Raw genomic sequence first — 13,988 nt, 5'->3', positions numbered from 1 at the left:
CCATGCATCTTCGCCCCTGGATGTCGGTTGTAAGCGCGATCCTGGGCTTTTTCGTCATCCTTATGTGGCGCATCCGCGAGGGGCGTTCAGCGGTGACGGAGCGCAAGATTCTCATTCCGCCGCTTGGCATGTCCACCGGTTTCTGCATGTTCTTCGCGCCCATGTTCCGGGTGCCGCTGCTTTGGGCCGCGGCTGCGTTTCTGATTGGCGCGTTGCTGCTGGCTTGGCCACTGGTGCGCACCTCGCGGCTGGCGTTGGTCGGCAACCAGGTGATGATGCATCGTTCGCCGATGTTCTTTGCCGTCATGGTGGTGCTGGCGATCGTCCGCATCTTGGCGCACAGCTATCTGGATACGGTCATGTCGATCCAGCAGACGGCGGGGCTCTTCTTCATCCTGGCCTTTGGCATGATCCTGCGCTGGCGCGTGAGTATGTACTTCGAGTACCGGCGCGTCACCGGAGCCTGAAAACGACGTTGGGGATCTCGAATCGATCGAGATCCCCAACGTCGTTTGAGATTTGGCCTGAGGTCAGATGCCACTCGTGAGGTTGTTGCCCACGGTATTGAACGCGTTCGAGACCGTGTTCGCCAGGCTGCTCATGGAGGTCAGCGCTCCAAGTCCAACAAGGGCTGCGACCAGGGCGTACTCAATCAGGTCCTGTCCTGATTCGTCCTGGATCAATTTGCTGAGGCCAAGGCTGAGAGACTTGCCCGCGACGGTCGCAGGGAAGTTTGAAGCAAATCTCTTCAAAGCGTTCAAGGGAACCCTCCGTAACTGCTATTCCAAGGTAATCGAATAATGGGTTACTTTAATAACGCGAAGGTGCTACGCCTGTCCTTGCCGGGCAGCGCTATGCTGTTCGAAGAGACCCCTGGACGCAAGTAGGGCCTCGCTGAAATCGAGGCCCTGAGGTCGTGCAGTATGTATCGGAGATGACTAAACGTTGCTAGTCAGGTTGTTGCCTACCGAAGTGAACGCGGAGGCAATCTTGGTCGAGAGGCCGCGCAGTGCAATGATCGCTCCCACGCCGATCAACGCGGCAACCAAGGCGTATTCAATCAGGTCCTGACCTGATTCGTCCTGAATCAGGTTCACTCGACCCAGGCCATGACGCATTCCCGCGATCGTCGCCGGGAAGCTCAAAACCATGCTCTTCAAGGCGTTCAACAAGGGCCCCTTGTGCTGGCGTAACCAGTCCGTTGCTGTACCCAAGGTACGCGTTGCAAAGGTTGGTTCAATGGCACAAAGGTGCTATCAAGTTTCTGCGCAACCTGGGCGAGGTTTATTCTTGGGCAAACACGTTCTAACCCCAGAGATGACCATGTCCAGAGTTTTGATCGCCGCAGTCCTTGCAGGAGCCCTGATGGCCGTACCACCCACCCCGCTGAACGCGCAGCGCATCGCCGCCGATGGCGCCACCCAGACCTTCGCCTTCCTCTCCGACCAGTACCTGAAGGACGTCTTCTTCCGATACCAGCCGAGCGCCGCGACCTCCGCCGGTCTGCATGAGTATGACGGGCAGCTTGAGGATATGAGCGCGGCCAGTATTCAGAAGCAGATAGCCGCGCTGCATGCGTACGAGAAGAAGATCGACGCCATCGATCCCAGCTCGCTCGACGCATCCATCGTCGACGACCGCGGCATGCTGCTGGGCAACATTCGCTCGCGGCTGTTGACGCTGGAGGTGATCCGTCCGTGGGAGAACAATCCGGACAGCTACTCCTCCGGCCTGACCAACGCGGCCTTCGTCATCATGAGCCGCAACTACGCCTCGCCCAACACGCGGCTGCGTTCGCTGGTGGAGCGCGAAAAGCAGATGCCGCAGATGCTGGCCGACGCGCGCAAGAACCTCAAGAATCCGCCGCGCATCTCGACCGAGATCGCGCTCGAACAGATCGATGGGCTGGTCAGCTTCTTCGAAACCGATGTGCCCAGCGCGTTTACCGGCGCCGATGACGCGGAGCTGAGGGCCGCCTTCGCGAAGTCGAACGCCGCCGTCATCCAGGCGCTCAAGGACTACGGTGTATGGCTGAAGACCGACCTGCTGCCGCGCTCGGCGGGCGACTTCAAGCTGGGCGCCGACACCTTCCGGCGCAAGCTCGCCTACGACGAGATGGTCGACCTGCCGCTTGACCGGCTGCTCGAGATCGCCATCGCCGACCGCGCGAAGAATCAGGCCGAGTTTGCGCGCGTCGCGAAGGAGGTCGACCCGACGAAGACCCCGCTGGAGGTGCTCGCCGAACTCGCGACGATTCACCCCGCGCCGGACAAGCTGCTGCAGACCTTTCAGGACCAGTTCGCCAGCCTGATCGCCTTCATCCGCACGCATCACATCATTACCATTCCGTCCGACGTGCAGCCGACGCTCGAAGAGACGCCGCCCTTCATGCGCGCCACCACGCAGGCGTCCATGGACCCTCCGGGCGCGTTCGAGACGCACTCGACCAAGGCCTACTTCAACGTGACGCTGCCCGAAAAGGACTGGAGCAAGGAGCGCGTCGCGGAGCACATGGCCGCGTTCAACATCGGCACGGTGACCTCCACGGCGGTGCATGAGGCGTATCCCGGCCACTACGTGCAGTTCCTCTGGCAGAGTCAGTTTCCGTCGAACATCCGCAAGGTGCTGGGCGCGAACAGCAATATCGAAGGCTGGGCGCACTATACCGAGCAGATGATGCTCGACCAGGGCTACGCCGCCGCCGGCCCGGACGCCAGCCCGGAGGCGAAGCGCGAGGCGCGGCTCATCCGTCTGGGGCAACTGCAGGACGCGCTGCTGCGCGACGCACGCTTCGTCGTCTCCATCCGGATGCACACGGGCGTGGGCGGAGCCATGTCGGTCGAGGATGCCGTCGCGTACTTCGTCAAGGAGGGCTATCAGTCGCCGTCGATCGGGTTGATGGAGGCCAAGCGAGGAACCTCCGACCCTACCTACCTCTACTACACGCTGGGCAAGCTGCAGATCATGAAGCTCCGCGCCGACCTGATGGCGAAGCAGGGCGCCGCGTTCAACCTGCAGACCTTCCACGACAACCTCATGCGGCAGGGCTTCGCGCCGATCAAGATTATCCGGAAGGCGATGCTGCACGACAATTCGCCTACGCTGTAGGCTTTTCAATGAGTTTCCATGTGGAAGGCGCAGCACCTTCCAAGCGTTGCCACGCCGCCGCAAGTGATAGAGTGCCGTCATGGAACATTCAGCCAAGATGGACCGCGATGGTCGTATCACTTTGCCCAAGGCCATGCGCGACGCTCTGAGCCTGGCTCATGGGACACGTATCAGTCTTTGTCAGGAAGGGGAGCGACTTCTCATCACGCGTGTAGAAGATCACGCTCAATCTGCTGGCGCTCCGGAACGAAAATGCTAATTTTTCTTCAACCCTGAATTCCGCATCCCACAAAGGTGCATTGTCAGTACCCCATCCGTAGCTCGCCCGCGGTAACCTCTGTTTGCTAGGATGGAACCAACTCAAAACAAGAGAGAGACATTACCTTCTATGGCTTACCAGAAGATTCGCAAGGCTGTCTTCCCCGCAGCCGGCATGGGCACACGCTTTCTACCCGCCACCAAGGCCACGCCGAAAGAGATGTTGTGCCTGGTCGATAAGCCGCTGATCCAGTACGGTGTGGAAGAGGCCGTCGCCGCCGGCTGCACCGAGATCATCATCGTCACCGGTCGCGGCAAGACGACGATGGAGGACCACTTCGACAAGTCGTCGGAGCTCGAGGCCTCGCTGGCCGCCAAGAACAAGACCGCGCTGCTGGAGATTGCGCGCTCGGTCTCGAAGCTCGCCAAGATCGTCTATGTGCGCCAGCCGGAGGCTCTTGGCCTCGGCCACGCCGTGCTGATGGCGAAGGAAGTGGTCGGCAACGAGCCCTTCTGCGTGCTGCTGCCGGACGATATCGTCGACGCCGACACCCCCTGCATGAAGCAGATGGTCGAGGCCTTCTATGAGACGGGCTCGTCGATTCTCGGCTCGGAAGTGGTTGAGGGCGATGCGATCTCCGCCTACGGCTGCCTCGATTGCACCCCGGACGAAAAGAATCCGCGCCTGCTCGCTGTCAAGACGATGGTCGAGAAGCCCGCGCCCGGCACCCAGCCCAGCCAGAACGCCATCATCGGCCGCTACATCCTGACGCCGAAGATCTTCGAGATGATCGAGGGCATCACGCCCGGCGCGGGCGGCGAGCTGCAGCTCACCGACGCCATCAAGGCGCTGCTCCAGTACGAGAAGGTCTATGGCTACAGCTACGTGGGCAAGCGCCACGACGCGGGCGACAAGCAGGGCTTCCTGCGTGCGACCGTGGAGCTGGCGTTGAAGAACCCGCAGCTCGGACCCAGCTTCCGCGAGTGGCTCAAGAGCTTCCCGCTGTAAGGACTCTCATCCCTCCTAAAGCGCTCGTCATCTCGACCGGAGCGCAGCGGAGTGGAGAGACCCCCGCATCGGTTTTTGCTCACTCAGCCCCCGTCTTCGGATGGGGGCTAAGTTTTGCCCTGCGAAGAGGATCGACAAAGGCCAAAACGAAATGCGGGGGTCTCTCCACTCCGCCACAGACGATACAGCCGTCCGCGGCTCCGGTCGAGATGACGGGCTTCTCGCGGGTTCGATATGAAAAAGCTTTTCCTTTGTGACACTTCCGAAAGTGTCCCAAAGGAACGCCGACTCCGGCCCGCGCACGCCTAGGCTTCTCCCAGGTCACACACAGCGGGGAAGCTCACCATGAAACGCATCGCCACTCTCGTCCTGCTCCTCTGCACGATCGGTGCGAGGTCGCAGCAAAGCCTGCCCGAAGCGCCCGTACCCAGTCCGGCCAGCCCAGCCGCGGTGCATGACCGGAGCTGGGAGCGGCTGCGGTCGGCGCCACCCGGCATGACCGTCTCGGTGCTGACGCAGGGCGCCTTCGACGCCGTCTCCTGCCAGCTCGAGTACGTCAGCGACGAGACCTTCGCCTGCACGGCATACCGCAACTACGGACCGCCGCCCCGCCTCGTCTTTCCGCGTCGCAACGTGGCTGCGGTCTGGGGGGAGCAGCAGGTGGAGTCCAGCCAGTGGACTCCCCTGATCGTAGCGGGCGCGGTCGTCGGCGTCTTCACCATCGTTGGCGGCTCGCAGGACGGCGGTCGCGGCGCGGGTGTCGGGGCCCTGCTGGGATGCCTGTTCGGCGGCGGCATCGCCGGAGCGATGATCTCGCACGGACCCGTGCCGCCGCACCTCCACACCCGCAGGCGCATCCTATATCGAGCGCCGTAAACTATCGGCAGGAGAAGAATCATGCCCCGTGAGATCGACTGGACCGACACCGAAGAGATTGGCATTCAACTGCAGGAGAAGTATCCCGAGATCGAGCCCTACACCGTCCGCTTTACGGACCTGCACCGCTACGTCACCGAGCTGCCGGGTTTCGTGGGCAACCCCGCCAAGTCGACCGAGCCGATTCTCGAGGCGATCCAGACCGCCTGGAACGAGGAGTATCAGGACGCAAAGGACGTGTAGCTGGCGATGCCCATTTGCGGCATCGGCGTCATGGGAGTAGGTTGGCTGCATGAGCGTTCATGAGTCGGAACCTACCGCCAGCCACTCCCTGAACGATGCCCCCACCGCAGCCGAGTACGCCGCGCGCCTGCCCATCTGGACCGCGCTGGCGCAGCTCTTCCGCGATAACGCCATGCACGGCGCGGACTACGACCAGCTTGCGGCCCAACTGCGTGGCGCCGGACAGACGGCGGAGTCCGCGCGCCATGTCCTCGTCCATGAGGTCGCGCCGGTCTTCTACGAGGCTTTGACGGTGAAGGGCGGCGACGGCTCCGGCTGGCCCGCCGAGACGGTCGACGCGATGATGCGCGAGTTCTTCCAGAAGTCGGAGTCGCGTCGAAAGTGGCTGCGCGTGCAGGCCGGACGCATGTCGCGCCGCGTCATGCTGGGCGGGTGGGAGCAGGTAGAGCAGCGTCTGCTGGCCGGCGGCTGAGCCTTCAGACGTGCGTTGCGGAGCTGGGGCGCATCCAACGGAGGAGAAGTTCAGCCTGCTCGTCCGAAGGATGCCCATGAAGATGCACCGCGTATTGAATCTCTCCGCAGCCGCGCTCGCACTGGCGGCCTGCAGCATGGCCCAGGCCCAGCAGCCCGCGTCCGACACCGATAAGGCCTTCGCCGCGAAGGTGTCGCAGGGCGGGCGGTACGAGGTGGAGGCCAGCAAGCTCGCGTTGTCGCACGCCTCCGCCATGGACGTGAAGGATCTCGCCACGGCCGAGGTTCACGACCATGAAGGCGTCAACCGGGAACTGAAACGCATCTCCGCCATGGAGCATGTGCCGATCGCGCCGGCGCTGAACGCGGAGTTCACCGAGAAACTCAATCACCTTCGTTCGCTCAACGGGCCGGAGTTCGACACGGCCTATATGCAGGAGATGGCGGAGATTCACGACAAGGACGAGAAGCTCTTCGCCCAGGAGTCGATGGACGGCACGGAGAGCTATAAGAAGTTCGCGGCGCAGACGGACCGGATTGTGAAGCGGCATATCGGCGCACTGCATGGCGTGGACGGGAACTGAGGACGAGTTTTTCGCCCCTCAAATCTGTCATCCTGAGCGGAGTCGAAGGACCTGCTTTTTGCCCGAAGAGGTCGAGGCGCTTTAGGAAGAAAGCAGATCCTTCACCGCGTTTGGGATGATATTTTTGCGGGGGAGTGAACCCCTACTTCCCGCGCCGGCGCAGTTGGTCGATCAGCCTGGAACCCGAGAGCTGCAGCGTCGCATAGCAAAGTCCGGCCCAGACAATGCTCGCGGCCAGAATGACCAGTACGTCGGCCAGGTGGCCCTTGCCCAGCGGCAACAGGCGGACGACGGAGCGTGCGCCAAAAAATCCCAGGATGGCCGCGCCCAGCGACCGCAGCAGTTCGCCGCTCTCAAGGGACGCGATGCTGACCAGCCGCTTCTTGTGCAGCAGCACGGCCAGCGATAGGGTGTGCGCGAGAATGCCGAGGTCCGACGCGATCGCCAGCCCATCGATGCCGATGTGGTGGAAGAGCGTGCCGTAGACGGGAATCGAGAGCAGTGTGACCGCCGTGCCGGAGATGGCCGGCGTCAGCGTGTTGCGCGCCGCGTAGAACGCGCGGGCGTAGATGCCCTGCGCCGCCCACAGCGCCAGCGAGACGGCGAACAGCGCCATATAGCGCGCGGTCGAAACCGCGTCGTCGTGCGTGAACGCGCCGCCGCGCAGCAGATCGACGATCGGCATCGCAAGCGCGATCATCCAGCCGGTCAGCAGCACCGAAACAGCCAGCAGACGCGAGACCGAGCGGCTGACCGCGGCGTTGAAGTCGTACATCCGGTCCTGTGCAAAGAGTGAGGAAAAGAAGGGCAGCGAGGCCGCTCCGGCCGCGAAGCCGATGATGCTCAGCGGCGCGTTGAAGAGCGTCTTGGCGGTGTTCAGCCGGGTGATCGCGCCCTTGTCGGCGGAGGCGTAGTAGCCGAGAATCCACTTATCGGCCATGGTCAGCGAGACGCCGACGATCAGCGGCAGCGAAAGCCGCAGCCACTCCGTGAACGCCGGATCGTGGAAGTTCAGGATCGCGTGGTAACGCATGCCGCCGCGAAACACGCCCAGGGCGTTCAGCAGCGCCGACCCCAGGCATGCGCCCACGACCGCGCCGATGGCGAGCGAGTAGATGCCGTACCGCGCCGAAAGAAAGACGCCGCCCAGGATGATGCCCAGGTTGTAGATCAGCGGCGTGATCGCCTGGTAGATGAAGATCTTGCGCACCAGCAGCCGCGAGCCCAGCACGCCGCCCACGAAGAAGAAGAGCTGCGCGGGCAGCAGGACGCGGGTGAGCGAGATGCACAGCGCGGTGGTCTCCGCGTCGAACTTTGGCGCGAAGGTGTGGACGTAGAGCGGCGTGAAGATCTCCGCCAGCACGATGCCCGCGGTCAGCACGGCGGTCATGGCGTTCAGCACGATGGAGAGAGCGCGGTCGGCGCCCGCCTCGTCGCCCGCCTCGCGATAGCGATTCAGGATGGTGACGAGCGTGATGGACGCGACGCCGCCGACGAGGAAGTAGTAGATCATGTCGGGCAGGTCGAATGCCTTGAGATAGGCGTCCGTGACCTTGCCCGCGCCGAAGACGTGCGCGATGTATTTGGTGCGAACCAGCCCCAGCACGCCCGAGAGCAGCGACGACGACATCAGCAGCAGCGTTGCCGCATACGCGCTGAGCGAGCCGGTGGGGCGCAGCCGCGCGAGCAGGCTGGCGGGGGGGGCGGAAACCGGGTTGGGCGTATCGAGGGTGGCCACGGTGCTTGCTTCAGTCTAACGTCTTCGCCGTGGCCGCGAAGGCGTTTTGCCGCGTCACCTTATGCAAAGGCCGGGCGGACAAGGGGTCGAACGGAGCTTACAGCGCTTCTTCCGTGCTGGAACCGGCGGCGGAGGCGATGCAGGGGATCAGGATCATGGCGATGAAAGCGCCGGCTACGAGAAGTTCATGCATGGGAGACTCTCTTTCCGATCGGCCCTGGCCGATCCTTGCGGTTTACTGCGCGTCGTCCGTCGGGGCGGTGCGCAGGGAGACGAAGCTGGGTACGACGATCATGGCGAGGAACGAGGCAGCTACAAGTACGTCGTGCATGGTGTTACTCCCTTCCCATCGGCTTACAGATCCAAGTCTCGGCCTGTGTCGCGAAATACAACATCGCTCGTTGGTCGATGCGCGCCGGACGAAGGCGCCAGCCGGACTAACACCTTTGGGGGATTTGCTATGCCGATTCCTTCGAGCTGAAGAGCGAGCTGAAGCAGGGGGCGAGGAGCATGAGAACGAACGCGGAGGCAATCAGGATGTCGTGCATGGCGATCTCTTTTCTGGTCAGTCGTTGCTGACAAGACCAGTCTCGCGCCGCCTGGCGGAGCTCGCCATCGCCCCGAGGTGGGGCGTAGGCGAACCACGGTGGTAACCAGGTCTGCCCCGATCGGGGGATAGCCATGCTCTGGCGCGCTGCTGCGGAGAAGCCGTCGGTCGATGGATTTGGGTTGGATCGCGATTGGGTTCGATCTTTCGAACCCAGCAAAAAAAAGCCTGTCATCCTGAGCGGAGTCGAAGGACCTGCTTCTCGCCCGTGGCCGCGCCGGCGGCGGTTGCGCTTCAAACAGAGAAGCAGGTCCTTCACTTCGTTCAGGATGACAGGTCGGTGGAGCGCGCCAACAGACCTGACAACCGACCCTATCGCTGCGCGCGCCCGTCCAACTCCATCCGCTCCACCCGATGATTGGGGTCGAGGAAGACCGTGCCGGTCAACGGAGCGCGGCCACGCATCTTCAGCAGCGGCGTGTCGTAGAGGAATCGCAGGTCCTGAAACGTGACCGTCACCGGACCGTTCGGGTTGGGGTCCGGGCTGGTCTGCGAGACGACCGGGTACTGCGACCAGTCCAGATACGCCTGTCCCAGCCAACTGCGCTTAGCCGCCAGCGTGGCCAGCGTCGGTGCGGACTTGAAGATCGTATCGGTTGGGGTAAGCGGCTCGGCCAGACCCGTGCGGGTGTCGAAGGTCTGGGTCTGGTAGAGCTCGGGCGTATCGATAATCACGTGCCAGTGATAGGGATCAATAGGGTAAGGGCTGGCCGAAATGCTATTGATGCGAGTGGTCGCGGGGTACAAAACTGTCTCCAGCGTGCCCGGATCGTGCGGATGGGGCGGTACTGGGATCGCGTCGAAGTCAAGATGCGCTGTTTGGACCGCCTTGCTGTGCTCGAAGGCGCGCCAGCCCCAAAGCGCACACGCTCCCAGAAGCGCGGCGACCGCCCAGCCGCGTCCTCGGAACGCGGGCTTGCGCGCGCCCACCTCGGAGTTGATGAGACCGAAGAGCGACGGCAGCACCAGCCCGCCCAGCAGGAAGACGAAGAGCACCGGCTCGAAGATGAAGACGAAGCTGCCCGCGTACCAGTGCGGATTGAACGGGAAGAATGGCCGCACGCCGTAGTTGTTCGTCCAGTCCAGAAAGATGTGGCTCAGGAGCGCGAGCAGCACGAAGCACCACAGCAGACCGAAGCGCACGGGCGCGGCGGTGATGCCTCCGTGGCGCGTGCGCCAGCGGTGCAGCAGCCACACCAGCAGCACGAGGAAGGTCGCCTCGAACGGCAGGCCCAGCAGCGTGTGGGTCCAGCCGCGATGGTGCTCGAAGCTCGCGACCGGCCCCCCGATGCTCCACAGCGTGTCGATATCGGGAAACTCCGCCGCGACGGCCATGGCGAGCGTGGCGTAGGCGGCCTTGCGGTTGCAGCCCGCGCGGGCAAGACAGGCGCCGGTAAGGATGTGGGTGACGGGCTCCATGGTGTCTGTTGAGGATACCGTTATCGCACCGAATCGGCGGGACGAATTCTCTATAATCTCGGGAATGAGTCCGGAACAACAGATCGCCGAGCTGCGCGAAGAGCTGCGCCACCACGAACATCTCTATTACGTCGAAGACGCCCCCGTCTGGACCGACGCCCAGTATGACGAGCGCATGAACCGGCTGAAGGCGCTCGAGGCCGAACACCCGGAGCTGGTCACGCCCGACTCGCCGACGCAGCGCGTAGGCGGCAAACCGAAGGACGGCTTCGCCAAGGTCGCGCACTCGCGGCCCATGCTCTCGCTCGACAATGCCTACAACGAGGCGGAGCTGCGCGCATGGGATGCCCGCATCCGCGCCGCGCTGCCCTCGTCCGAGACGGTCGCTTACACCTGCGAGCTGAAGCTGGACGGCCTGTCGCTGGCTCTGCACTACAGGCCGGGGCCGGGAAAGAGCGCGCACCTCGAACGCGGCCTGACGCGTGGCGACGGGACGACCGGCGAGGATGTGACCTCGAACGTCCGCACGATCAAGTCGATCCCCCTGAGCATCTCCGGCGCGAAGCTGCACGCGGCCGGTCTGCCCCAGAGCTTCGAGGTGCGCGGCGAATGCGTCATGCCGCAGGCTGCCTTCGTCAAGATGAACGAGGCGCGCGAGGCTGCGGGACAGGCGCCCGCCGTCAATCCGCGCAACGCCGCCGCCGGGACGATTCGCACGCTCGAACCGAACATCGTCGCGCAGCGTAGGCTGGATTTTTACGCCTACTTCCTGCTCGAGGCCGAGGGTGGCGAGATGCTGCTGCCGCGCCAGTCCGAGACGCTGGCCGCGCTGGGCAAGGCCGGGCTGCGGGTCAATCCGCGGACCGCGACCGTCGCCACGATCGACGAGGTCTGGCAGTTTATCGAAGGGTGCGAGCCGCTGCGCGATTCGCTCGGCTACGAGATCGACGGCATCGTCATCAAGCTGGATTCGACCACGCTGCAACGCCGCCTGGGCTTCACCGGCAAGGCGCCGCGCTGGGCGATCGCGTACAAGTTCCCGGCACGTGCAGCCGTGACCTTGCTCGAAGACGTTCTGTTCCAGGTCGGCCGCACGGGCAAGGTGACGCCGGTCGCCGCGCTGAAGCCGGTCTTCATCGGCGGCACGACCGTCAGCCGCGCCACGCTGCATAACGCGGATGAGATCGCGCGGCTCGGCGTACGCATCGGGGATTCGGTCTCGGTCGAGCGAGGCGGCGACGTGATCCCAAAGATCACCGAGGTGGTCGAGGACGCGAAGCATCCGCGCGGCGCCACGGAGATCGTCTTTCCCACACACTGCCCGGCGTGCGCGAGCGAGCTGGTGAAGGTCGAGGGCGAGGTCGACTGGCGCTGCCTCAACGAGAGCTGCCCGGCGCGGCTGCGCGAGGTGCTGCTGCACTTCGCCTCGCGCGGCGTGATGAACATCGAAGGCCTGGGCGAGGCGATGGTCGCGCAGTTGCTGGGCCAGACGCTGGAGTCCGCCGACGAGGCCGATGCGCTGGCGTCGCCGGCTTCGGAAGAGGAGACCGCGCCGCCGGTGGTGCGCGAGCCGCTGATTCACTCCATCGCGGACATCTATTTCTTGAAGAAGGAAGATCTGCTCGGTCTCGACCGCGTTGGCGAGAAGTCCGCGCAGGCGCTGCTCGACGAGATCGAAAGGTCCAAGTCCGTCCCACTCGCCCGCGTGCTGCTGGGCCTTGGAATCCGGTTTATCGGCGAGCGCACCGCGCAGTTGCTGGCCTCGGCGTTCGGTTCGATGGACGCCCTCAAATACGCCACGCTGGACGACCTGCTGAAGGTCAATGAGGTAGGCCCGAAGGTCGCGCAGACCGTGCTGGAGTTCTTTGCGATCGAAGCCAACCGAAAGCTGGTCGACCGGCTGAAGAACGAGGCCGGCCTGACCATGCTGGCCGAAAAGAAGGTGACGACCGACCTGCTCGCTGGGCTCACCTTCGTCCTGACCGGCACGCTGCCGACGCTGACGCGCGACGTCGCCAAGGAACGCATCGAGGCCGCCGGCGGACGCGTCTCCGGCTCGGTCTCAAAGAAGACCAGCTACGTCGTGGCGGGCGAGGAAGCGGGGTCGAAGCTCGAGAAGGCGACGCAGCTTGGGGTGCCGGTGCTCGATGAGCCGGGGTTGCTGGCGCTGCTGGAGAATGGGCCGGGAACGCTAGACGCTCCGGTCGGAGATGCCGGTCAGTAGAACCGGCTCGCGATCCGGAAACTCGGCCACCAACGACAGCTTGCCGCCCATCGCTTCGATGGAGCGCCGCAGCGTAGAGATGTGCATGTCCGTGCGCTTCTCCACCTCCGATATCTGCTTCTGTGCGATACCCAGGGTCTGGGCCATGGCGACTTGCGTCATCTCGCGGGCGCGACGGAGTTCTTGAAGACTCATCTCTTCTCGAATCAGTATGGCCGCCTCTTTTTCGATCTTCCGCCGGCGTGCGGGGGGCAAAGCACGAATCAATTCATCGACGTTCCGGGTCATGAGTTATCTTCCTTTCTTGTTGCTCTTCTTCTTGGTTGCCTTGTTGGCGTCGTCTGCCGCGGCCTGGAGACGAGCGAGGTGGGCATCGAATCGGATGTCTGCTCTTCGGATCAGTTCCCGGTAAAAACGTGTCTGGCTCCCACCGGACTTATCGCCCGCGATGAGTAGAATCGCCTGGCGATCTGGATCGAAGGCAAAGGCGACGCGCCAGACGCCGTCCATCGCGTCGAAGCGCAGCTCCTTCATGTTGGTGTGCTTCGAATCCTTCAGCGTATCGACATGCGGTCTGCCAAGCTGAGGTCCAAACTGTTGGAGCAAACGGACCATCTTGAAGAGGGCATCTTGAACCTCAGGGTCCAGCGCCAGCAACTCTGGATCAAACTCCTCGCCTACAAGGACGGTCCACACGACTCGAGATTACGTCTCACAATATATCCTGTCAACCGTATATTTAGATCGGCGCCGCGATCCCATCCAGCACGCCGTTCAATACCACTTCCACGTCCTCCAGCGCCTTCCGGTCGCCCTCCAGACGGCTGATCATCAGCGCGCCTTCGAGCGTCGCGATGAGCGTATTTGCGATGCGTCGGGGCTCGGTCTCGGGGCGGACCTCGCCGGTCTCGATGCCCTCTTCGACGACCCGGATCAGCAGCGACTTCCACCGCTGAATGCTGTCGTACGCAAGTTGCCGCAGCGTGGGGTTGGTGTCGTCCGCGTCGATGGCCGTGTTCATCAGCACGCAGCCGCCGGGGATCTGCGACGGCACATGGACGAAGGCGTGCACCAGCGCGCGCAGCTTCGCCACGGAGCCCTCGGTCTGCTCGACGATGGCCATGCGGCGGGCGATCGACCGGGCGGAGGCGTAGCGGAAGGCCTCCGCGGCGAGCTCTTCCTTGCTGGTGAAGTGCCGGTACAGGCCGCCCTTTTCGAGCCCCGTCGCCTGCATGATGTCCTGCATGGAGCAGCCCGCGAAGCCGCGCTGGTTGAACAGCGGCGCCGACTGCTCAATAATGCGTTGCCGCGTTTGATCGCCTTTGGTCACGGTTTCAGCCATCGCAAGCCCCCTCGATATTGGACGCCGAAAAAGATCGCGCATCCAACCCCTGCTCCGCCGAATCTTATTATAAAAGAAACCACTCGGTCTCTTTTATTCTCACAGTTTG

General features: G+C 63.5%; 16 protein-coding genes. 9 read left to right on the top strand and 7 right to left on the bottom strand.

Annotated elements, in window-relative coordinates; genetic code table 11:
• Positions 1 to 2 precede the first annotated feature (2 nt).
• Positions 3 to 467 carry a CcdC family protein gene (locus CHB87_RS01205; protein WP_089406558.1) on the top strand — a complete coding sequence of 155 codons (465 nt, stop codon included), beginning with the start codon at positions 3 to 5 and terminating at the stop codon, positions 465 to 467.
• A 63-nt stretch (positions 468 to 530) separates the two neighbouring features.
• Here CHB87_RS01205 and CHB87_RS01200 read toward each other — a convergent pair whose 3' ends face one another.
• Entirely contained in the window at positions 531 to 761 is a 231-nt protein-coding gene (locus tag CHB87_RS01200; protein ID WP_245817752.1) for a Flp family type IVb pilin, read from the bottom strand.
• A 177-nt stretch (positions 762 to 938) separates the two neighbouring features.
• Complete coding sequence (locus CHB87_RS01195) at positions 939 to 1,169, bottom strand: Flp family type IVb pilin (protein WP_342743530.1); 231 nt, start codon at positions 1,167 to 1,169, stop codon at positions 939 to 941.
• Between the two features lie 154 nt (positions 1,170 to 1,323).
• On the opposite strand from CHB87_RS01195, the gene CHB87_RS01190 reads away from it, so the two are divergent.
• The 7 genes from CHB87_RS01190 to CHB87_RS01160 all read left to right on the top strand — a co-directional run bounded on the left by CHB87_RS01190 (position 1,324) and on the right by CHB87_RS01160 (position 6,549).
• Complete coding sequence (locus CHB87_RS01190) at positions 1,324 to 3,108, top strand: DUF885 domain-containing protein (protein ID WP_089407465.1); 1,785 nt, start codon at positions 1,324 to 1,326, stop codon at positions 3,106 to 3,108.
• Positions 3,109 to 3,187: 79 nt separating this feature from the next.
• On the top strand, positions 3,188 to 3,367 hold the full coding sequence (locus CHB87_RS22830) for an AbrB/MazE/SpoVT family DNA-binding domain-containing protein (protein ID WP_425432463.1): 180 nt from the start codon (positions 3,188 to 3,190) through the stop codon (positions 3,365 to 3,367).
• A 129-nt stretch (positions 3,368 to 3,496) separates the two neighbouring features.
• On the top strand, positions 3,497 to 4,375 hold the full coding sequence (galU, locus tag CHB87_RS01180) for a UTP--glucose-1-phosphate uridylyltransferase GalU (protein ID WP_089406556.1): 879 nt from the start codon (positions 3,497 to 3,499) through the stop codon (positions 4,373 to 4,375).
• Positions 4,376 to 4,720: 345 nt separating this feature from the next.
• Positions 4,721 to 5,251: a hypothetical protein gene (locus CHB87_RS01175; RefSeq protein WP_089406555.1), complete on the top strand. Its 531-nt coding sequence runs from the start codon at positions 4,721 to 4,723 to the stop codon at positions 5,249 to 5,251.
• 21 nt (positions 5,252 to 5,272) lie between these two features.
• The gene (iscX, locus tag CHB87_RS01170; protein ID WP_089406554.1) at positions 5,273 to 5,494 is read left to right on the top strand and encodes a Fe-S cluster assembly protein IscX; all 222 of its coding nucleotides are present in this window, start codon (positions 5,273 to 5,275) and stop codon (positions 5,492 to 5,494) included.
• 49 nt (positions 5,495 to 5,543) lie between these two features.
• Entirely contained in the window at positions 5,544 to 5,966 is a 423-nt protein-coding gene (locus CHB87_RS01165; RefSeq protein WP_089406553.1) for a DUF7079 family protein, read from the top strand.
• A gap of 76 nt (positions 5,967 to 6,042) precedes the next feature.
• Positions 6,043 to 6,549, top strand: a complete 507-nt coding sequence (locus CHB87_RS01160; protein ID WP_245817751.1) for a DUF4142 domain-containing protein — start codon at positions 6,043 to 6,045, stop codon at positions 6,547 to 6,549.
• A gap of 142 nt (positions 6,550 to 6,691) precedes the next feature.
• Here CHB87_RS01160 and murJ read toward each other — a convergent pair whose 3' ends face one another.
• Both murJ and CHB87_RS01150 read right to left on the bottom strand, forming a co-directional pair.
• The gene (gene murJ, locus CHB87_RS01155) at positions 6,692 to 8,287 is read right to left on the bottom strand and encodes a murein biosynthesis integral membrane protein MurJ (RefSeq protein WP_245817750.1); all 1,596 of its coding nucleotides are present in this window, start codon (positions 8,285 to 8,287) and stop codon (positions 6,692 to 6,694) included.
• A 919-nt stretch (positions 8,288 to 9,206) separates the two neighbouring features.
• A complete protein-coding gene (locus tag CHB87_RS01150; RefSeq protein ID WP_089406552.1) occupies positions 9,207 to 10,313 on the bottom strand; it encodes a metal-dependent hydrolase in 1,107 nt (368 codons plus the stop codon).
• Between the two features lie 64 nt (positions 10,314 to 10,377).
• On the opposite strand from CHB87_RS01150, the gene ligA reads away from it, so the two are divergent.
• Positions 10,378 to 12,537, top strand: coding sequence for an NAD-dependent DNA ligase LigA (ligA, locus tag CHB87_RS01145; protein ID WP_089406551.1), 2,160 nt, complete (start codon positions 10,378 to 10,380; stop codon positions 12,535 to 12,537).
• On the opposite strand, the gene CHB87_RS01140 is transcribed toward ligA, so the two are convergent.
• From CHB87_RS01140 to CHB87_RS01130, 3 genes are all read right to left on the bottom strand, one after another.
• Positions 12,505 to 12,825, bottom strand: a complete 321-nt coding sequence (locus CHB87_RS01140) for an XRE family transcriptional regulator (RefSeq protein WP_089406550.1) — start codon at positions 12,823 to 12,825, stop codon at positions 12,505 to 12,507. The two genes, ligA and CHB87_RS01140, sit on opposite strands and share 33 nt — an antisense overlap.
• 3 nt (positions 12,826 to 12,828) lie before the next feature.
• Positions 12,829 to 13,194 carry a type II toxin-antitoxin system RelE/ParE family toxin gene (locus CHB87_RS01135; RefSeq protein WP_245817749.1) on the bottom strand — a complete coding sequence of 122 codons (366 nt, stop codon included), beginning with the start codon at positions 13,192 to 13,194 and terminating at the stop codon, positions 12,829 to 12,831.
• Positions 13,195 to 13,276: 82 nt separating this feature from the next.
• Positions 13,277 to 13,879, bottom strand: a complete 603-nt coding sequence (locus CHB87_RS01130; protein ID WP_245817748.1) for a TetR/AcrR family transcriptional regulator — start codon at positions 13,877 to 13,879, stop codon at positions 13,277 to 13,279.
• Positions 13,880 to 13,988: the final 109 nt, after the last annotated feature.

This window comes from Granulicella rosea (genome assembly GCF_900188085.1).
GTDB classification, from domain to species: domain Bacteria; phylum Acidobacteriota; class Terriglobia; order Terriglobales; family Acidobacteriaceae; genus Edaphobacter; species Edaphobacter rosea.
Note: the sequence above shows the minus strand (reverse complement) of the source record. Positions and strands in the feature narration are given on the sequence as shown.

Coding starts and splice junctions, on each gene's coding strand:
- CHB87_RS01130 (WP_245817748.1), bottom strand. CDS start 13,879: ATGGCTGAAACCGTGACCAAAGGCGATCAAACGCGGCAACGCATTATT.
- CHB87_RS01160 (WP_245817751.1), top strand. CDS start 6,043: ATGAAGATGCACCGCGTATTGAATCTCTCCGCAGCCGCGCTCGCACTG.
- CHB87_RS01175 (WP_089406555.1), top strand. CDS start 4,721: ATGAAACGCATCGCCACTCTCGTCCTGCTCCTCTGCACGATCGGTGCG.
- CHB87_RS01190 (WP_089407465.1), top strand. CDS start 1,324: ATGTCCAGAGTTTTGATCGCCGCAGTCCTTGCAGGAGCCCTGATGGCC.
- iscX (WP_089406554.1), top strand. CDS start 5,273: ATGCCCCGTGAGATCGACTGGACCGACACCGAAGAGATTGGCATTCAA.
- CHB87_RS01140 (WP_089406550.1), bottom strand. CDS start 12,825: ATGACCCGGAACGTCGATGAATTGATTCGTGCTTTGCCCCCCGCACGC.
- galU (WP_089406556.1), top strand. CDS start 3,497: ATGGCTTACCAGAAGATTCGCAAGGCTGTCTTCCCCGCAGCCGGCATG.
- ligA (WP_089406551.1), top strand. CDS start 10,378: ATGAGTCCGGAACAACAGATCGCCGAGCTGCGCGAAGAGCTGCGCCAC.
- CHB87_RS22830 (WP_425432463.1), top strand. CDS start 3,188: ATGGAACATTCAGCCAAGATGGACCGCGATGGTCGTATCACTTTGCCC.
- CHB87_RS01165 (WP_089406553.1), top strand. CDS start 5,544: ATGAGCGTTCATGAGTCGGAACCTACCGCCAGCCACTCCCTGAACGAT.
- CHB87_RS01205 (WP_089406558.1), top strand. CDS start 3: ATGCATCTTCGCCCCTGGATGTCGGTTGTAAGCGCGATCCTGGGCTTT.
- CHB87_RS01150 (WP_089406552.1), bottom strand. CDS start 10,313: ATGGAGCCCGTCACCCACATCCTTACCGGCGCCTGTCTTGCCCGCGCG.